The organism is Streptomyces sp. NPDC056503 (assembly GCF_042794995.1).
Taxonomy (GTDB): Bacteria; Actinomycetota; Actinomycetes; order Streptomycetales; family Streptomycetaceae; genus Streptomyces.
Genome location: NZ_JBHTST010000006.1, coordinates 80086 through 98305, shown reverse-complemented (window position 1 = coordinate 98305; position 18220 = coordinate 80086). Strand labels below are relative to the sequence as shown.

At 74.8% G+C, this 18220-nt stretch carries 17 protein-coding genes; 8 read left to right on the top strand and 9 right to left on the bottom strand.

The annotated features are described in order from the left end of the window. Nucleotides 1-40: 40 nt before the first annotated feature. Entirely contained in the window at nt 41-598 is a 558-nt protein-coding gene (locus ACFQ8C_RS03310; RefSeq protein ID WP_383451780.1) for a VOC family protein, read from the top strand. A gap of 211 nt (nt 599-809) precedes the next feature. On the opposite strand, the gene ACFQ8C_RS03305 is transcribed toward ACFQ8C_RS03310, so the two are convergent. The 4 genes from ACFQ8C_RS03305 to ACFQ8C_RS03290 are packed head-to-tail and all read right to left on the bottom strand — an operon-like array spanning nt 810 to nt 4566. Further along, nucleotides 810-1967 (bottom strand): acetyl-CoA C-acetyltransferase, encoded by a 1158-nt coding sequence (locus ACFQ8C_RS03305; RefSeq protein ID WP_383451778.1) that lies wholly within the window; start codon nt 1965-1967, stop codon nt 810-812. Between the two features lie 9 nt (nt 1968-1976). Beyond that, nucleotides 1977-2582 (bottom strand): TetR/AcrR family transcriptional regulator, encoded by a 606-nt coding sequence (locus tag ACFQ8C_RS03300; RefSeq protein ID WP_383451776.1) that lies wholly within the window; start codon nt 2580-2582, stop codon nt 1977-1979. Continuing rightward, complete coding sequence (locus tag ACFQ8C_RS03295) at nt 2579-3367, bottom strand: SDR family oxidoreductase (protein ID WP_383451774.1); 789 nt, start codon at nt 3365-3367, stop codon at nt 2579-2581. Before ACFQ8C_RS03295 ends, ACFQ8C_RS03300 begins: the two co-directional genes overlap by 4 nt. After that, nucleotides 3364-4566, bottom strand: a complete 1203-nt coding sequence (locus ACFQ8C_RS03290; RefSeq protein WP_383451773.1) for an acyl-CoA dehydrogenase family protein — start codon at nt 4564-4566, stop codon at nt 3364-3366. Before ACFQ8C_RS03290 ends, ACFQ8C_RS03295 begins: the two co-directional genes overlap by 4 nt. 45 nt (nt 4567-4611) lie before the next feature. Here ACFQ8C_RS03290 and ACFQ8C_RS03285 point away from each other — a divergent pair, with 45 nt between their 5' ends. From ACFQ8C_RS03285 to ACFQ8C_RS03265, 5 genes are read left to right on the top strand one after another with little or no spacing between them, the layout of a single operon-like run. Continuing rightward, nucleotides 4612-5469, top strand: a complete 858-nt coding sequence (locus ACFQ8C_RS03285) for an enoyl-CoA hydratase (protein WP_383451771.1) — start codon at nt 4612-4614, stop codon at nt 5467-5469. Continuing rightward, entirely contained in the window at nt 5469-6638 is a 1170-nt protein-coding gene (locus ACFQ8C_RS03280) for an acyl-CoA dehydrogenase family protein (protein WP_383451769.1), read from the top strand. Before ACFQ8C_RS03285 ends, ACFQ8C_RS03280 begins: the two co-directional genes overlap by 1 nt. After that, entirely contained in the window at nt 6638-7639 is a 1002-nt protein-coding gene (locus tag ACFQ8C_RS03275; protein ID WP_383451767.1) for an acyl-CoA dehydrogenase family protein, read from the top strand. Before ACFQ8C_RS03280 ends, ACFQ8C_RS03275 begins: the two co-directional genes overlap by 1 nt. 32 nt (nt 7640-7671) lie before the next feature. Further along, on the top strand, nt 7672-7932 hold the full coding sequence (locus ACFQ8C_RS03270; protein ID WP_383451765.1) for a hypothetical protein: 261 nt from the start codon (nt 7672-7674) through the stop codon (nt 7930-7932). Continuing rightward, nucleotides 7929-9053: an acyl-CoA dehydrogenase family protein gene (locus tag ACFQ8C_RS03265; protein WP_383451763.1), complete on the top strand. Its 1125-nt coding sequence runs from the start codon at nt 7929-7931 to the stop codon at nt 9051-9053. Before ACFQ8C_RS03270 ends, ACFQ8C_RS03265 begins: the two co-directional genes overlap by 4 nt. Here ACFQ8C_RS03265 and ACFQ8C_RS03260 read toward each other — a convergent pair. The 4 genes from ACFQ8C_RS03260 to ACFQ8C_RS03245 form a co-directional block, all read right to left on the bottom strand. Then, nucleotides 9043-9699 (bottom strand): hypothetical protein, encoded by a 657-nt coding sequence (locus ACFQ8C_RS03260; protein WP_383451761.1) that lies wholly within the window; start codon nt 9697-9699, stop codon nt 9043-9045. The genes ACFQ8C_RS03265 and ACFQ8C_RS03260 overlap by 11 nt on opposite strands. Nucleotides 9700-9779: 80 nt before the next feature. After that, nucleotides 9780-10775 carry a type I glyceraldehyde-3-phosphate dehydrogenase gene (gap, locus tag ACFQ8C_RS03255; protein WP_383451759.1) on the bottom strand — a complete coding sequence of 332 codons (996 nt, stop codon included), beginning with the start codon at nt 10773-10775 and terminating at the stop codon, nt 9780-9782. 125 nt (nt 10776-10900) lie between these two features. Next, nucleotides 10901-11857, bottom strand: coding sequence for a GlxA family transcriptional regulator (locus tag ACFQ8C_RS03250; RefSeq protein WP_383451757.1), 957 nt, complete (start codon nt 11855-11857; stop codon nt 10901-10903). A 104-nt stretch (nt 11858-11961) separates the two neighbouring features. After that, nucleotides 11962-13062, bottom strand: coding sequence for a C45 family autoproteolytic acyltransferase/hydolase (locus tag ACFQ8C_RS03245; RefSeq protein WP_383451755.1), 1101 nt, complete (start codon nt 13060-13062; stop codon nt 11962-11964). A 179-nt stretch (nt 13063-13241) separates the two neighbouring features. Between ACFQ8C_RS03245 and ACFQ8C_RS03240 the strand changes: the two genes are divergently transcribed. Continuing rightward, nucleotides 13242-15374, top strand: coding sequence for a HEAT repeat domain-containing protein (locus ACFQ8C_RS03240; protein ID WP_383451753.1), 2133 nt, complete (start codon nt 13242-13244; stop codon nt 15372-15374). On the opposite strand, the gene ACFQ8C_RS03235 is transcribed toward ACFQ8C_RS03240, so the two are convergent. Then, entirely contained in the window at nt 15337-15750 is a 414-nt protein-coding gene (locus ACFQ8C_RS03235) for a Fur family transcriptional regulator (RefSeq protein WP_383451751.1), read from the bottom strand. The two genes, ACFQ8C_RS03240 and ACFQ8C_RS03235, sit on opposite strands and share 38 nt — an antisense overlap. Nucleotides 15751-15896: 146 nt before the next feature. Between ACFQ8C_RS03235 and katG the strand changes: the two genes are divergently transcribed. Beyond that, the gene (katG, locus tag ACFQ8C_RS03230) at nt 15897-18122 is read left to right on the top strand and encodes a catalase/peroxidase HPI (RefSeq protein ID WP_383451749.1); all 2226 of its coding nucleotides are present in this window, start codon (nt 15897-15899) and stop codon (nt 18120-18122) included. The last annotated feature ends 98 nt before the right edge of the window (nt 18123-18220 follow it).

The window sequence follows — 18220 nt, the reverse complement described above, 5'->3', positions numbered from 1 at the left end:
CCTGCCTTCCGCACCGCACCGCACACGAACGGACCACCGCATGCCCATCCAGCGGCTGAACCACGCCGTCCTCTTCGTCTCCGACCTGGACCGCAGCCTCGCCTTCTACCGCGACGTCCTCGGCTTCCGCCCCCTGCCCGGGGCCTTCCCCGGCGCGGCCTTCCTCCAGGCGGCGGGCTCCGCCAACGACCACGACCTCGGCCTCTTCCGGTCCCCCGAGCCCGGCTCGGGCGCCGGCCGCGGCCGGGTCGGCCTCTACCACCTGGCCTGGGAGGTGGACACCCTCGCCGAGCTGAAGGCCATGCGGGCCCGCCTGGCCGAGGCCGGGGCGCTGACCGGGGCGAGCGACCACGCCTCGACGAAGGCCCTGTACGCCCGCGACCCCGACGGCATCGAGTTCGAGGTGTGCTGGCTGGTCCCCGACCATGCCGTGGCCGCGGAGCTCTCCGCCATGACCTCGCCGACCCGCCCGCTCGACATCGACGCCGAGATCGCGACGTACGGCGCGGAGACCCCGGGAGGCCCCCGCACCGATCACACCGTCTGGCAGCGCCTCCACGGCACCACTCCCCCGCAGGGCCCTACAGCCGCTCGATGACCGTCACGTCCGCCTGGCCGCCGCCCTCGCACATGCCCCTCCCCGAACGGCCCGTCACAGCCGCTCGATGACCGTCACGTTCGCCTGGCCGCCGCCCTCGCACACGGCCCCCTCCCCGAACGGCCCCCTCGCACCGCTCGGCCCCAGGGGGCCTCCCGGGCTTCGGAGACCTGCGCCGGCCTCCGGCCGGACGGCGGGGCGAGCCCTTCGCTCACAGCCGCTCGATGACCGTCACGTTCGCCTGGCCGCCGCCCTCGCACATGGTCTGGAGGCCGTAGCGGCCGCCGGTGCGCTCCAGTTCGTGGAGGAGGGTGACGGCCAGCTTGGTGCCGGTGGCGCCGAGGGGGTGGCCCAGGGCGATGGCGCCGCCGTTGACGTTGACCTTCTCCGGGTCGGCGCCGGTCTCCTTGAGCCAGGCGAGGACGACCGGGGCGAAGGCCTCGTTGATCTCCACGAGGTCGATGTCGTCGAGCGTCATGCCCGCCTTCTTCAGGGCGTACGCCGTCGCCGGGATGGGCGCGGAGAGCATCCGGATCGGGTCCTCGCCGCGCACGGAGAGGTGGTGGATCCGGGCGCGCGGGGTGAGCCCGTGCTCCCGTACGGCGCGCTCGCTGGCGAGGAGCATCGCGGAGGCTCCGTCGGAGACCTGCGAGGAGACGGCGGCGGTGATCCGGCCGCCCTCCACCACGGGCTTCAGGCCGGCCATCTTCTCCAGGGAGGTGTCGCGGCGCGGGCCCTCGTCGGTGGTCACGTCGCCGTAGGGGACGATCTCGCGCGTGAAGCGGCCCTCGTCGATGGCGCGGACGGCCCGCTGGTGGGAGCGGAGCGCGAACTCCTCCATGTCCCGCCGGGTGATGCCCCACTTCTCGGCGATGAGTTCGGCGCCGTGGAACTGGTTGACGGGCCGGTCGCCGTAGCGGGCCCGCCAGCCGGCCGAGCCGGCGTAGGGGCCCTCGGTGAGGCCGAGGGGCTCGGCGGCCTGGCGGCTGGCGAAGGCGATGGGGACCATCGACATGTTCTGCACGCCGCCGGCGACGACGAGGTCCTGGGTGCCGGACATGACGCCCTGCGCGGCGAAGTGCAGGGCCTGCTGGGAGGAGCCGCACTGCCGGTCCACGGTCACTCCCGGCACCTCCTCCGGGAGTCCGGCGGCGAGCCAGCAGGTGCGGGCGATGTCGCCGGCCTGGGGGCCGACGGTGTCGAGGCAGCCGAGGACGACGTCCTCGACGGCGGCCGGGTCGACGCCCGAGCGTTCCATCAGGGCCTTCAGGGCGTGCGCGCCGAGGTCGGCGGGGTGGACGGCGGAGAGTCCGCCGTTCCGCCGGCCGACCGGCGTGCGGACCGCTTCCACGATGTAGGCCTCGGCCATGGTCACTCCTTAGTCGTGCGTCCGGTGTCTGTCGCGGAGGGCGACGCCCTCCAGCACCATCGAGAGGTACTGGCGGGCGATCTCCTCCGGGCTGTGCTGTCCGCCCGGCCGGTACCAGGACGCGGCGACCCAGACGGTGTCGCGCACGAAGCGGTAGGTGAGCCGGACGTCGAGGTCGGTGCGGAAGTCCCCGGAGGCCGCGCCGGCCTCCAGGGTCCTGAGCCAGGCCCGCTCGAACCGCCGCTGGGCGTCGGCGAGATAGCCGAAGCGCGGCTGGTCCGTCAGGTGCCGGGACTCCTTCTGGTAGATGGCGACGGCGGCGCGGTGCCGGTCGATCTCCCGGAACGACTCGGTGACGAGGGCCTCCAGCGTCTCCCGGGGGCCGAGCCCGGCGGCGAGCACGCCGTCGTACCGGGTCCACAGGTCGTCGAGGAAGCCGGAGAGGATCTCGTCGAGCATCGACTCCTTGGAGTCGAAGTGGTAGTAGAGGCTGCCGGCGAGCAGGCCGACGGAGTCCGCGATCCGGCGGACGGTGGTGGCGTCGTACCCCTGGGCGGCGAAGACCTCGGCCGCCGCGTCCAGGAGCTGGCGGCGCCGCTCGGGCGCCGGTCTCACGGGTGCTGGCTGCTGACCGAGAGGACTTCGCCGGTGAGGTAGGACGAGTAGCCGCTGGCGAGGAAGACGATGACGTTCGCCACCTCCCACGGTTCGGCGTGGCGTCCGAAGGCCTCGCGGGAGGTGAGTTCCTCCAGGAGTTCGGGGGTGGTGACCTTCGCGAGGTGGGGGTGCATGGCGAGCGACGGGGAGACGGCGTTGACGCGCACGCCGTACGCGGCGGCTTCGAGCGCGGCGCACCGGGTGAGGGCCATGACGCCCGCCTTGGCGGCGGCGTAGTGGGCCTGGCCCTTCTGGGCGCGCCAGCCGATCACGGAGGCGTTGTTGACGACGACTCCCCCGGTGCCCGCGGCCTTCATGCGGCGCAGCGCGGCGCGGGTGCAGCGGAAGGTGCCGCCCAGGGTGACGTCGAGGACCTTGTCCCACTGCGCGTCGGTCATGTCGACGAGGTCGGCGGTGCCGCCGAGTCCGGCGTTGTTGACGACGACGTCGAGGCGGCCGTGGGTCTCCTCGGCGCGGTCGAAGAGGGCCGTCACCTGGGTCTCGTCGGTGACGTCGCAGGGCAGCGAGGTCACCCGGTCGGCGCCGAACTCGGCGGCGAGTTCGGCCTCGGACTCCTTCAGGCGGCGGGCGTGGGCGTCGGAGAGGAGGACGCGGGCGCCTTCCTCCAGGAGGCGGCGGGCGGTGGCGCCGCCGATGCCGGCGCCGGCGGCGGCGGTGACGACGGCGGAGCGGCCGGCGAGCAGTCCGTGGCCGGGGAGGTAGGGGGGCGGGGTGCCGGTCACGGGCGGGCCTCCTTGGGCAGGCCGAGGACGCGCTCGGCGATGATGTTCCGCTGGATCTCGTTGGAGCCGGCGTAGAGGGTGTCGGCGCGGGAGAAGAGGAAGAGGCGCTGCCAGTCGGTGAGGTCGTAGGGTTCCCCGGCGGCGAGCATGCCGTCGGCGCCGCAGACGTCCATGGCGAGTTCGCCGAGTTCGCGGTGCCAGGTGGCCCAGAAGATCTTGTTGATGGAGGCCTCGGGTCCGGGGGCTCCGGCGGCGACGCCGCTGAGCATCCGCAGGGCGTTGAAGCGGATGGTCTCCAGGCCGGTCCAGGCGCGGGCGATGCGGTCGCGGACGATCGGGTCGGCGGCGGTGCCGTTCCGTCTCGCCAGTTCGACGACGGCTTCGAGTTCGCGCCGGAAGCCGACCTGCTGGCCGAGGGTGGAGACGCCGCGCTCGAAGCCGAGGGTGGCCATGGCGATCTTCCAGCCGTCGCCCGGCGCGCCGACGATGTTGCCGGCGTCCGTCTCGGCCCCGTCGAAGAACACCTCGTTGAACTCGGAGGTGCCGGTGAGCTGGACGATGGGCCGGATCTCGACGCCGGGCGCGTCCAGCGGGACGAGGAGGTAGGAGAGGCCGTGGTGGCGGGCCGATCCGGGGTCGGTGCGGGCGACGACGAAGCACCAGTCGGCCTCGTGGGCGCCTGAGGTCCACACCTTCTGTCCGGTGACCACCCATTTCCCCCCGGTCTCGGCCGCGGTCGGACGGGAGGCGCCGCCGTCCCGGAGCTCGGCACGGGTGCGCACGTTGGCCAGGTCGGAGCCGGCGTCGGGCTCGGAGTAGCCCTGGCACCAGAGTTCGTCGACGGCGACGATCCGGGGCAGGAAGCGGGCGCGCTGGGCGGGGGTGCCGAAGGCGATCAGGGTCGGTCCGAGGAGTTGTTCGCCGATGTGGCCGACGCGCGCGGGGGCGTCGGCGAGGGCGTACTCCTCGTGGAAGGCGACCTGTTCCTCCAGGCTCGCGCCGCGGCCGCCGTACTCCTTCGGCCAGCCGACGCAGGTCCATCCGTGGGCGGCCATGTGCCGTTCCCAGGCGAGGCGTTCGGTGTGTGCCTCGTGTTCGCGGCCGGGGCCGCCGCGGCCTCGCAGGGACGCGAACTCGCCGGTGAGGTGGGCTCGCAGCCAGCCGCGGACCTCCCTGCGGAACTCCTCGACGTTGCTCATGGCGGTACGTTAACCTACCAAACACTTGTTAGGGAAGGAGGGCGGATGTCCACTGCCCGCACCACGTCCACCGGGCCCGTCCGCTACGAACGGCGCGGTCCCGTCGCCGTCGTCACCATGGACCGGCCCGAGTACCGCAACGCCCAGAACTCCGCGATGACCTACGCCCTCGACCGCGCCTTCTACCGCGCGGCCGAGGACGGCGAGGTCAAGGTCGTCGTCCTCGCCGGAGCCGGCGAGCACTTCTCCGCGGGCCACGACATCGGCACCCCCGAGCGCGACGCGCACCTGCCCTTCGAACGGAAGGCCGGCCTCTGGTGGGACCACTCGGACAAGGAGGGCGCGGAGAGCCGCTTCGCCCGCGAGTCCGAGGTCTACCTGGGCATGTGCCGCCGCTGGCGCGAACTGCCCAAGCCGGTCGTCGCGTCCGTGCAGGGCGCCTGCGTCGCCGGCGGCCTGATGCTCGCCTGGATCTGCGACCTCGTCGTCGCCTCCGAGGACGCGTTCTTCGCCGACCCGGTGGTCCGCATGGGCATCCCCGGCGTCGAGTACTTCGCCCACCCCTGGGTGATGCCGCCCCGGATCGCCAAGGAGTTCCTCTACACCGGCGACCGGATGAGCGCCCGCCGCGCCTACGAGGTCGGCATGATCAACCGCGTCGTCCCCCGCGCCGAACTCGAAGCGAGGACGATGGAGTTGGCGCACCGGATCGCGGAGATGCCCCGCATGGGCCTGGCCCTCACCAAGCGCGCCGTCAACCAGGCCGAGGACCTCCAGGGCCTGCACACCGGCATGGACGCCGTCTTCGGACTGCACCACCTCGCGCACGCGCACAACGCCGAGACCGCCCGCGACGCGCTCGGCGGCATGGACATCCACGCGATGAAGGCGGCGGGAGCCTGATGGACCTCGACTTCCCGGCGGCCGACGACGCCTTCCGGGCCGAGGCCCGCGCCTGGCTCGCCGCCCACGTGCCCCCCGCACCCCTGCCCTCCCTGGAGACGGCGGAGGGCTTCGCCGCCCACCGCGCCTGGGAGCGCGAACTCTCCGCCGACCGCTGGTCGGTGGTCTCCTGGCCCGAGGCGTACGGCGGCCGGGGCTCCTCCGTGCTGCGCTGGCTGGTCTTCGAGGAGGAGTACTACGCCGCCGGCGCGCCCGGCCGGGTCAGCCAGAACGGCATCAACCTGCTCGCCCCCACCCTCTTCGAGCACGGCACCGACGAGCAGCGCGCCCGGATCCTGCCGCCGATGGCGTCCGGCGAGGTCGTCTGGGCCCAGGCCTGGTCCGAGCCCGAGTCCGGCTCCGACCTGGCGAGCCTGCGCTCCACCGCCGCGCGCACCGACGGGGGGTGGCTGCTCCGCGGCCAGAAGGCCTGGTCGTCCCGGGCCGCCTTCGCCGACCGCGCCTTCGGCCTCTTCCGCAGCGCCCCGGACGCGGACCGGCCGCACCGGGGACTGACGTACCTGATGTTCCCCCTCGACGCCGAGGGCGTGACCGTACGGCCCGTTGGCCGGCTGGACGGCAAGCCGGCCTTCGCCGAACTCTTCCTCGACGACGTCTTCGTCCCCGACGAGGACGTGATCGGCGCCCCCGGCGACGGCTGGCGGGTCGCCATGAGCACGGCGGGCAACGAGCGCGGGCTCACCCTGCGCAGCCCCGGCCGGTTCTCCGCCGCCGCCGACCGGCTCGCCGCGCTGTGGCGGGAGCGCGCCGACCCGTCCGACACGGCCGTCCGCGACCGGGTCGCCGACGCCGTCATCGGGGCCCACGCCTACCGCCTCTTCACCTACGCCAACGCCTCCCGGCTCGCCGCCGGAGGCTCGATCGGCGCCGAGTCCAGCCTCAACAAGGTCTTCTGGTCCGAGCTGGACATCGCCCTGCACGAGACCGCCCTCGACCTCCTCGGGCCGTACGGCGAACTCTCCGACGAGGCCGCGGAGGCACCCGCGCACGGCGGCTGGGCCGAGGGCCACACCTTCTCCCTGGCCGGGCCGATCTACGCCGGGACCAACGAGATCCAGCGCGACATCATCGCCGAGCGGCTGCTCGGCCTGCCGAAGGGACGCCGGTGATGCGGTTCCTGCTCGACGACGAACAGCGGGAGTTCGCCCGCACCCTGGACACGATGCTGTCGGCGGCCGACACCCCCCGGGCCGCCCGCGCCTGGGCCGCCGGGGACCACGCGCCCGGCCTCGCGCTCTGGTCCCGGCTCGCGGAGGCCGGCGTCCTCGCGCTGGCGGTGCCGGAGGCGTACGAGGGACTGGGCCCGCTGCCGGTGGAACTGGCCGTGGCCTTCACCGAACTCGGCCGCCACGCCGTTCCCGGCCCGCTCGTCGAGACGGTCGCCGCGGCGGCCCTCCTCGGCCGACTCGGCAACGGGGACGGGGACGGGGGCCCGGCCGCCGCGTGGCTGCCCCGCGTCGCCGCCGGCAAGGCGACCGTCTCCCTGAGCGTCCCCGCGCTCACCGGCCCGTACGCGCTGGACGCCGACATGGCCGACGCCGTACTGGTCGTCGAGGACGACGCCCTGCGCCTCGCCGACTCCGCCGGCCCCGTCCAGCCCTCGGCCGACCCGGCCCGCCGCCTCGCCCGCCCCTCCGCCGGCGGCACCGTCCTGGCCCGCGGCCCCGAGGTGGCCGCCGCGAGCGGGTACGCCGCCGAGGTCGCCGCCCTCGCGACCGCCGCCCAGTCCCTGGGGCTCGGCCGGGCACTGCTCGACCGGACGGTCGCGTACGTCGGGCAGCGCACCCAGTTCGGCGTCCCCATCGGCTCGTTCCAGGCCGTGAAGCACCGCCTGGCCGACACGCTGATCGCCCTGGAGTTCGCCCGGCCCCTGCTGTACGCGGCCGCCCTCGCCCTCGCCGGACGAGGATCGGCGCCGCGCGAGATCGCCGCGGCCAAGGTCACCGCCGGCGAGGCGGCCCACGCCGCCGCCCGCACCGCCCTCCAGCTCCACGGCGCGGTCGGCTACACCGAGGAGCTGGACCTCTCCCTGTGGATCCGCAAGGCACGCCCGCTCCGCGATGCCTGGGGCGCCCCCGCCGCCTGTCGCGCCCGCGTCCTCGCCCCCTGACAAACCCCCTCGCCACCGCACTCCGGAGCCCCATGTCCCCCGTACCGTCCCCGCACGCCCCCGCACCGTCCCCGCACGCCCCCGGGACGCCCCCCGACCCGGGACCGCCGCGCCGGGGGGTCCTCTCCACCGGCGCCCCGCCCGGCTACCGGCCGGCCGCCCTCGTCGGCGGCGGCCCGGTGACCGCGCCGGCCGTCCGGCGCACCGCCGGGACCAGGGGCCGTGAACTCTCCGGTGAGGACCCCTCCCGGACCCACACCGCGTCCGTCGCGGAGAAGGGAGCAGAGGCATGAGGTTCACCGACGAACAGGAGGAACTGCGCACCGCCGTGCGGAAGTTGCTCGGGCGTCACCCCGGCGAGGAGGCCTGGCGGCCGCTCGCCGAGCAGATCGGGGCGGCGGGGCTCGCCGTCCCCGAGGAGTACGGCGGCGCCGGCTGCGGGGCCGTGGAGGTGCACGTGGTCATGGAGGAGCTGGGCCGGGAGCTGAGCCCCGTCCCCTACCTCGGCTCCGCCGTCCTCGCGACGCAGGCGCTCCTCGCCTCCGGCTCCGCCGCGGAGTGCGCCGCCCTGCTGCCGGGGCTGGTGTCGGGCGGGACGACGGCGGCCCTGGCCTGGGCCGAGGCCGGTTCCTGGGACCCCGGGGCGGTACGGGCCGAGGCCGTCCCCGGGCCCGGCGGCGGCTGGCTGCTGACCGGGGTGAAGGAGCACGTCCTCGACGGGTCGCGCGCCGGGACGCTGCTCGTCGCCGCGCGCACGGCCGCCGGGGTGTCGCTCTTCGCGGTGGCCGGCGACGGACCGGGGGTCGGGCGCGAGGAGTCCGTCCCGATGGACGCCAGCCGGGCGCAGACGCGGGTGGTGCTCTCCGGCGCGCGGGGCAGGCTGGTCGGCGTGGACGGCGACGGCGGCCGGGTGCTGCGGCACGTCCTCGACCTGGCCTGTACGGCGCTCGCCGCCGAGCAGGTCGGCACGGCCGCGCGGTGTCTGGAGCTCACGGTGGCGTACGCCGCGGAGCGGGTGCAGTTCGGACGCCCGATCGGTTCCTTCCAGGCGGTGAAGCACCGGCTCGCGGACGCCTACGTCCTGGTCGAGTCGGCCCGCTCCGCCGCGCTCGGCGCCGCCTTCGCCGCGGCGGACGGCGCGCGGGGCCCGGAGCTGACCCGGCTCGCCGCCACCGCCGGGTCGGTCTGTTCCGAGGCCTGTTCCGAGGTGGCGGGCGAGATGATCCAGCTGCACGGCGGGATCGGCGTCACCTGGGAGCACGACGCCCACCGGTACTTCAAGCGGGCGCACGGCTCGGCCCGTCTCTTCGGGCCGCCGCACTGGCACCGTGCCCGTCTGGCCGACGCGCTCGGCCTGCCGGACCCGGTCCTCGTCCCCGTCCCCACCCCCGAGGCGGCCCCCGTCAGCCGTTGATGGAGAAGAAGAGGGTGTCGTGGGTGTACCAGTCGTACCCGCGCGACCTGGTCGACTCCCACTCCTCGTGCTCGAACTCCAGCTTCTCGATGAGGAGGTCGAGGTCGTAGAGGAAGTCGGGGTCGATCTTGTCGCGGACCGCACGGTACGCGTCGACGGCCGGCTTCGCCTTGGCCAGCGGCAGCATCCCGATGTCCGGTCCGTCCACGGCGTAGGGGATGTGGAAGGGGATCTCGTCCGGCGGGCCGGAGAAGAGGAAGCCGTGCGGCAGCAGGTCGGCGGGGACGCCGTGCCGCTTCAACTGCTCGTCGAGGAGGCCGAAGAAGGTGCTGGGCTTGGAGTAGACGCCCAGGTCGGAGGGGTCGGAGCCGCAGTAGTCGATGACGTGCTGGAGCGCCCGGGCGTAGGCCTTGCCCGCGTACGTCCCCTCCGCGTCGGCGCGGCCCTCGATCAGGTGCCGCAGGGCCTCGGGGACGGTCAGGTCCCAGTCGAGCCCCTGGTGGTCCAGGTCACGCTGGCTGGCCTCGGCCCGCTCGCGCATCAGGGCGAGCACGCGCCGCTGTTCGCCGGTGAGGCGCTCCGCCGCTCCGAGGTAGGAGACGGCCTCGGCGCGGTCGCCGGTGGTGTACGAGATGATTCGGCTCATGATCGACATGCTGTCACGCGGCACTGACAACGCCCCCCGCGGCCGGAGCCGAGGGGGGCGTCGCGACGGGTGACGCGGGGTCAGCCGGCGAGCAGCAGCAGGGTGTCGATGACGCGGTTGGAGAAGCCCCACTCGTTGTCGTACCAGGCGACGACCTTGACGTGGCGGCCGTCGACCCGGGTGAGGGCGGCGTCGAAGATGGAGGAGTGCGGGTTGCCGGTGATGTCGGAGGAGACCAGCTCGTCCTCCGAGTACTCCAGGACGCCGGCGAGCTTGCCCTCGGCGGCCGTGCGGTAGGCGTCGAGGATCTGCTCGCGGGTGACCTCGCGGGCGACGGTCGTGTTCAGCTCGACGATCGAGCCGACCGGCACGGGCACGCGGATCGAGTCGCCGGCGAGCTTGCCGTCCAGCTGCGGCAGGACCAGGCCGATGGCCTTGGCGGCGCCGGTGCTGGTCGGGACGATGTTGACGGCGGCGTTGCGGGCGCGGCGGGCGTCGCGGTGCGGGCCGTCCTGGAGGTTCTGCTCCTGGGTGTAGGCGTGCACGGTCGTCATGAAGCCGTGCTCGATGCCGGCCAGCTCGTCGAGGACGGCGGCCAGCGGGGCGAGCGCGTTGGTGGTGCAGGAGGCGTTGGAGACGATCGTGTGCAGCTCGGCGTCGTACGTGTCGCTGTTCACGCCGTAGGCGAGGGTGACGTCGGCACCGTCGGAGGGGGCGCTGACCAGGACCTTCTTGGCGCCGGCGTCGAGGTGGAGGCGGGCGTCCTTGGCGCTGGTGAAGCGGCCGGTGGCCTCCAGGACGATCTCGACGCCCAGCTCGGCCCACGGGAGGTTCGCCGGCTCGCGCTCGGCGAGGACCTTGATGCGGCGGCCGTCCACGACGAGGGTGTCGCCGTCGACGGAGACCGGGCGGCCGAGGCGGCCGGAGGTGGAGTCGAAGGCGAGGAGACGCGCGAGCGCCTTCGGCTCGGTGAGGTCGTTGACGGCGACGACCTCCAGCGTGGTGTCGCGCTCCAGCAGGGCGCGGAGCACGTTGCGGCCGATGCGACCGAAACCGTTGATGGCGATGCGAGTCATGATGCGATGTCCCTTCCGTTTCTTCGCCACCCAGCCTCGCTCGCCGTGGCGCCTCGCGGCAGGGGCGAGATCGCCATGGTCCGCAAGGATCGTGCCAAGATCCGGGCGGGGGCGGTCCGCGCCGGTCAGCCGCCCTGGGTGAAGGTGCGCCGGTAGTCGCTCGGGGTGGTGCCGAGGATCCGCTGGAAGTGCATCCGCAGGTTGGCGCCGGTGCCGAGGCCGGTCTCCGCGGCGATCTGCTCGACGCCGAGTTCGGAGCGTTCGAGCAGCTCGCGCGCGCGGTCGACGCGGGCGCGCAGCAGCCACTGCATGGGCGTGTAGCCGGTCTCCTCGACGAAGCGCCGGGAGAAGGTGCGGGGCGAGACGGCCGCGTGCCGGGCGAGGACGTCGAGGGTGAGGGGTTCGTCGAGGTGGTGCAGGACCCATTCGCGGGTGGCGGCGAAGCGTTCGCCGTGGGGTTCGGGGACGCTGCGGGGGACGTACTGGGCCTGGCCGCCGCTGCGGTAGGGGGCGGCGACGAGCCGGCGGGCGGCGTGGTTGGCGGCGCCGACGCCGAGGTCGCCGCGGAGGATGTGGAGGCAGAGGTCGATGCCGGAGGCGGCACCCGCGGAGGTGAGGACGCTGCCCTCGTCGACGAAGAGGACGTTCTCGTCGACCTGGACGAGGGGCCGCTTCTCGGCGAGGGCGCGCGCGTAGTGCCAGTGGGTGGTGGCCCGCCGGCCGTCGAGGAGTCCGGTGGCGGCGAGCGCGAAGGCGCCGGTGGAGATGGCGGCGAGCCGCGCCCCGCGCGCGTGGGCGGCGATCAGGGCCTCGACGACGGCCGGCGGCGGGTCCTCGCGGTCGGGGAAGCGGTAGCCGGGGACGAAGACGATGTCGGCCCAGTCGAGGGCGTCGAGCCCGTGGTCCACGTTGTACGACAGCCCGTCTCCCCCGGCGACGAGGCCGGGGGTGGCGCCGCAGACGCGCACCTCGTAGGGCATGCTCGCGCGGGTCGTGAAGACCTGGGCGGGGATGCCGACGTCGAGGGGTTTGGCGCCTTCGAGGACGAGGACGGCGACGCGGTACAGACGGGTGGGTGGCACGTCACGAGCCTACGCGGCGCCGGTCCCCCGCTCCCCGGCCCTCCGGGAGGAGCGCCGGGCGGGCGGGGCCGAGGCCCCGACGGCTCCGGCGCGGTCAGGCCCGGTCAGGCGCGCAGCGTGTACCAGGGGCGGTCGGCGTGCTCGGCCGGGGTCCCGTCGAGGATCCGCGCGGTGCGGGCCGCCGGGTCGAGGAGGACGGTCGCGAGGCTCGCCCAGCGGCGGCCGAGCGGGGCCTCCGGGTCGGGCACGCAGCTGACGGGCGGCTCGCCGGGCCCGGTCACCAGGAGCCGCAGCAGGTCCTCGGGGGCGGTGCCGGGCTCACGGCCGAGACGGTCGCGGAGGAAGGCGTACCGCTCGCCGGAGTCGGGCTGGTAGAGCCAGGTCTTCTCGCGGCGGGCGGGGCGCGGGGTGAGGAAGTGGTTGGTGCGCAGATGGGTGGAGCCGGCCAGCGGCGGCACCTCGAAGACGCCGTCGGGGCTGAGGTCGAGCAGGACGGCCCGTCGCTCGTCGAAGAGGAGGAACGAGCCGGAGGAGGCGAGCGGCGCGGAGCGGATCAGCTCGACGGCGTGGGCGGCGTCGTCGGCCTCCTCCAGGACGAGGGCGGCGAGCACGTGCACCGGGAGGCCGCCGGCGCGGTCGTCCCGGTGGCCCAGGATGTTGAAGTGGAGGGCGAGACCGGCGCTGTTGACGCCGATCTTGGCGAGGATGCCGTGTTCGGTGAGGCCGACGTGGCGGTGGGCGCCGCCGCCGGAGTCGACGGTGTGCCAGGAGGAGCCGAGTTCGACGTGCCAGTCCCAGGTCTGGACGCCGAGGTGGGTGGTGCCGCCGCCGGGGGCGGGGACGCGGCGGACGACGGTGGAGCACTCCCCGGGCGGGACCGCGCGGCTCCGGGCGAGGATCTCGGTGCGGGCGTTGAGCGCGGCGACGCGCCAGGGTTCGGCGCCGGCCCCCTCCGCGATCCCCTCGATCTGCTCGCGCAGGGCGGGGCGGAAGGCGTCGACCGCGTCCAGCGCCCGGTGGGCGTCGTCCCGGACGGTCGCCTCGGGTATCCCGGCGAGGGCGAAGAGCCGGTCGTAGACGTCGAGGGCGGCCCGCAGTCCTTCGGCGATCCGGGCACCGCGCAGCCGGCCGCGCTCGCGCGGGTCGGCGGCGTCGACGGCCACGTGGAGCCGGTGTGCGGGGCGGGGGAAGGCGGTGAGGGACATGGGCGGCTTCCTGGGCGGGTGACGGGGAGAGCATTATTGGTCGTGCGGCCAATAGCATGCGCGGCTCATCCAACAACCTCGTCGCACGACCGTCAAGCCCGCCCCTCCCCCGGTCCCGGACAGCCCGTCAGAAGCCCGCCGCGGCACGGCTGTCCGTGGGCCGCGGCAGACTCGGGACCATGCTCACGGGGATCGACGCCATCGACTGGACCACCCTCCGGCACGCCTACGGAGACGCCTCCGACGTGCCGGACATGCTGCGCGGACTGCTCGCCGCCGACGCGGAGGAGCGGGAGCGCGCCCTGGACGCCCTCCACGGGACCGTGCACCACCAGGGAGACGTGCACGACAGCACGGTGGCCTGCCTCCCCTTCCTCTTCGAGATCGTCACCACCCCCGGCCCCGAGGGGCGCGGCGCGGTGGTGGAACTGCTGCGGAGCATCCACGGCGACGGGCGCGACCCGGAGGAGCTGGACTTCTGGTCGGACGACGAGGAGGAGTACGAGGAGTGGTGCCGGCTCCTCGCACGGGCCGAGGCGGACGTCCGCGACCGGGCCGGGAGCCTCCTGCCGCTCCTCGCCGATCCGGACCCCGGGGTGCGGCGGGCCGTGCCGGGGGCGCTGGCGCAGCTGCTCCCGGACGCGGAGGAGGCACTGACGGCCCTCACCGGAAGGCTTGCCGCGGAGCGCGACCCGGTCGTGCTCCGCGCGGTGGCCGCGGCCCTCGGCGACCTGGCGGTGCGCCACGCCCGGCTCTCCGGAGCCGCGGCGGACGCCCTGGGGCCGCTGCTCGACCGGCCCGGCGGGGGGCTCCCCCTCGCCGCGCTCACCGCCCTCGCGCGCTGCGCCCCGGACCGCCTTCCCGAGCCGGAGGCCACGACCCGGCTCGCGGCGGCGGAGCTGCGTACGGCCGTGGAGGGCGCGCCCGCCCCCGAGCCGGCGCCCACCGGGCCCGCGGACACGATGGCCGGCTATCTGCGCCGGCTCCGGGCGGAGCACACGGCGGGTGCCCGGGCGCCCTGGGCGACCGATCTCCTCGGCGAGCTGCACTTCGCGCTGGGCGACCGCGTGGAGGAGCGGTTCGCGCTCGTCACCGACCAGCTGGGCAGCCCCGAGCGGGGTCAGCGCCGCGAGGCGGTCGACACGGCCGGGAACCTGCTCTCCGGCTGGCGGGGGCCGCACGAGGAGCCCGTGCGGCTCCTGGGCGAACTGACACTGCGGTCCGACCCGGTCCTCGCGCGCGAGGCCGCCGGCGAGCTGCGGCGGCTCGCCGCCATCGGAGCGCCGGCGGCCGGGGCGCTGGCCGAGCGGGTGGCGCGCGGGCCGGGGCTGCGGCCGCAGGCACGCTGGCACGAGACGAGTCACGGGGCGGCGCTCGGCGCGCTGGCGGCGCAGGGCGACCGGCGGGCCGTGCCGGGCCTGGCCGAGGTGCTGCGGTACGGCCACGTGCCCGAGGAGCTGCCCGAGTGGCTGGAGCACATGGGCCCGGAGACGGCGGCGCGGCTCGCCCCCGCCCTGTCCGGCCGACTCGCGGCGATGGTCGGCGCGGGCCGGAGCTCGTTCGCCGAGCAGCTCCTGGGCGCGGCGGCCGTGGCCGCCCCGGAGGCCGCCGTCACGGCCGCGCTCGGTTTTCTGCGCCTGGAGGGCGAGGCCCGGCGCCGCTCCCGGGGGCCGGCGCTGCGCACCCTGGCCGGGCTGGGCGCCGCGGCGGAGCCCGCGCTCACGACGCTGCGCGCCCTCGTCGGGGAGGCCGCCGGGGCCGAGACGGCGGCGGCGCTGTGGGCGGCGGGCGGCGAGGGGGAGGCCGAGCGGGCCATGGAGCTGCTGGCGGCCGGGCTCGGCGCCGGGGGGTCGGAGCGCCACCACGCCCTGCGCGCGGTCGCGCGCGCGGGGACGGCGGCGGCCCCGCTCCTGCCCGCGCTGCGCCGGCTCGCCGCGCGCCCGGAGGAGCTCGGCGACCGGCACGCGGGCGCGCTGGCGCGGGCCCTGTGGCGGGTGGGCCGGGACCCCGGGGAGACCCTGGAGGCGGCCTTCCGCGCCTGGGGGCGGAGCCGCTCCGACCGCCCGGACCTGACGGAGATCTGGGCCGGGCTCGGTGCGGCCGCCGCCCCCGCCCTCCCGCTGCTGCGCGCGGAGCTGGCCTCGCCGCGCCGCCATGACAACGAGGGCGGCCACCGGGGCCGGATGCGCTTCCGTGTCGCGGAGGACGAGCGGCTGCTCCGGCACGCCGGGACGGTCTTCGCCGCCTGCGGGACCGGCTCGCCGGTCCCGGGACTCAGACCGAGCAGGCCGGGCAGAGGCCCCGGTAGGTGACGTCGACCTTGGAGACGGTGAAGCCGTAGCGCTCGGAGTCGGGGAGGACGGCGAGCGGGTCGCCGGCGGGGCGGACGTCGCGGATGGTGCCGCACTCCGTGCACACCAGGTGCTGGTGGGGGTGGCGGGCGTTGGGGTCGTACCGCTTCGCGCGGCCGTCGGTGGAGAGCTCCACCACCTCGCCGAGGGTGACCAGTTCGCCGAGGGTGTTGTAGACGGTCGCCCGGGCGATCTCGGGAAGTCGCTCCACGGCACGCGCGTGCACCTCGTCGGCGGTGAGGTGCACGTGCTCGCCGTCGAGGACCTCCGCGACGACACGCCGCTGCGACGTCATCCGCCAGCCTCGGGCGCGCAGTCGCTCCAGCAGGTCACTCATAGGGGCTTACCTGTTCCTTCTCGGCGAAGGCCCGGGCGCGGAGCGTCCTGCCCCGGGCCCGCACCTCTACTTTGGCGTTGTTCTTGACTTGGACTCTGTCCATTGTAGGATCAGTTTCGTTGATGGCCAAGGGACAGGAAGAGTTCATGTCTGAGAACCTCGATGCACACGGCGGCGACGTGAAGGCCGACGGCGCGGGCGGCTGCCCCGTCGCCCACGGGCGCGCCGCGCACCCCACCCAGGGCGGCGGCAACCGCCAGTGGTGGCCGAACCGGCTGAACCTGCGGATCCTGGCCAAGAACCCGGCCGTGGGCAACCCGCTCGGCGAGGACTTCGACTACGCCGAGGCCTTCAGGGGTCTCGACCTCGCCGCCGTGAAGCAGGACATCACCGAGGTCCTCACCACCTCGCAGGACTGGTGGCCGGCCGACTTCGGGCACTACGGCCCCTTCATGATCCGCATGGCCTGGCACAGCGCGGGCACCTACCGCATCAGCGACGGCCGCGGCGGCGCCGGCGCCGGCCAGCAGCGCTTCGCCCCGCTCAACAGCTGGCCGGACAACGGCAACCTGGACAAGGCCCGCCGTCTGCTGTGGCCGGTGAAGAAGAAGTACGGCCAGGCCCTCTCCTGGGCCGACCTCATGATCCTCACCGGCAACGTGGCGCTGGAGTCCATGGGCTTCGAGACCTTCGGCTTCGCCGGCGGCCGCGAGGACGTCTGGGAGGCGGACGAGGACGTCTACTGGGGCCCCGAGACCACCTGGCTCGGCGACGAGCGCTACTCCGGCGACCGCGAGCTGGAGGAGCCCCTCGGCGCGGTCCAGATGGGCCTCATCTACGTCAACCCCGAGGGCCCCAACGGCAACCCGGACCCGATCGCCGCGGCCCGCGACATCCGCGAGACCTTCCGCCGGATGGCGATGAACGACGAGGAGACCGTCGCCCTCATCGCCGGCGGCCACACCTTCGGCAAGGCGCACGGCGCCGGCCCCGCCGACAACGTCGGCGCGGACCCGGAGGCGGCCCCGATCGAGGCGCAGGGCTTCGGCTGGGCGAGCAGCTACCGCTCCGGCAAGGGCGCCGACGCCATCACCAGCGGCCTGGAGGTCACCTGGACCACCACGCCCACCCAGTGGGGCCAGGGCTTCTTCAAGAACCTCTTCGAGTACGACTACGAGCTGACCACGAGCCCCGCGGGCGCCCACCAGTGGGTGGCCAAGGACGCCGAGGCGATCATCCCGGACGCGTACGACCCGGAGAAGAAGCACCTCCCGACCATGCTCACCACGGACCTGTCGCTCCGCTTCGACCCGGTCTACGAGCAGATCTCCCGCCGCTTCCACGAGCACCCGGAGCAGTTCGCCGACGCGTTCGCCCGCGCCTGGTACAAGCTGACCCACCGTGACATGGGCCCGGTCGTCCGCTACCTCGGCTCCGAGGTCCCCTCGGAGGAGCTCGCCTGGCAGGACCCGCTGCCGGCCCGCACCCACGAGCTCGTCGACGCGGCGGACGTCGCCTCCCTCAAGGAGCGGATCCTCGCCTCGGACCTGACGGTCGCCCAGCTGGCCGGCGCCGCCTGGGCCGCCGCCTCCTCCTTCCGCGGCAGCGACAAGCGCGGCGGCGCCAACGGCGGCCGCATCCGCCTGGAGCCGCAGCGCGGCTGGCAGGTCAACAACCCGGACGACCTCGCCCAGGTGCTCCGCGTCCTGGAGGGCGTCCAGGAGTCCTTCAACGCCGGCCGCACCGACGGCAAGCAGGTCTCCCTCGCCGACCTCGTGGTCCTCGCCGGCTCCGCCGCCGTCGAGAAGGCCGCCGCCGCCGCGGGCCGGACCGTCGAGGTGCCCTTCACCCCGGGCCGGGTGGACGCCTCCCAGGAGCAGACGGACATCGAGTCCTTCGCCGCCCTGGAGCCGCAGGCCGACGGCTTCCGCAACCACCTCGGCAAGGGCGTCCGCCTCCCCGCCGAGTTCCTGCTGGTCGACCGCGCCAACCTGCTCACGGTCAGCGCCCCCGAGCTCACCGTCCTCGTCGGCGGCCTGCGCTCGCTGGGCATCACCCAGCCGGGCACCTCCCTCGGTGTCCTCACCGCCACCCCCGGCACGCTGACGAACGACTTCTTCGTCAACCTGCTGGACCTGGGCACCACCTGGTCGGCGACCTCCGGCGACGCGAACACCTTCGAGGGCCGCGACGACGCGACCGGCGAGGTCAAGTGGACCGGCACCCGCGCCGACCTGGTCTTCGGCTCGAACTCGGAGCTCCGCGCCCTCGCCGAGGTCTACGCGAGCGACGACGCCCAGGAGAAGTTCGTGACGGACTTCGTCGCGGCCTGGACCAAGGTCATGGACCTGGACCGCTTCGACCTCCGCTGACCCACCCCGCGGGGACGGCCGCCGACGGCCGGCCGCCCCCGCACCCCGCGCCCCCGCGACCCCACCCGGTCCCGGGGGCGCACCCCTGTCCGGAGCCC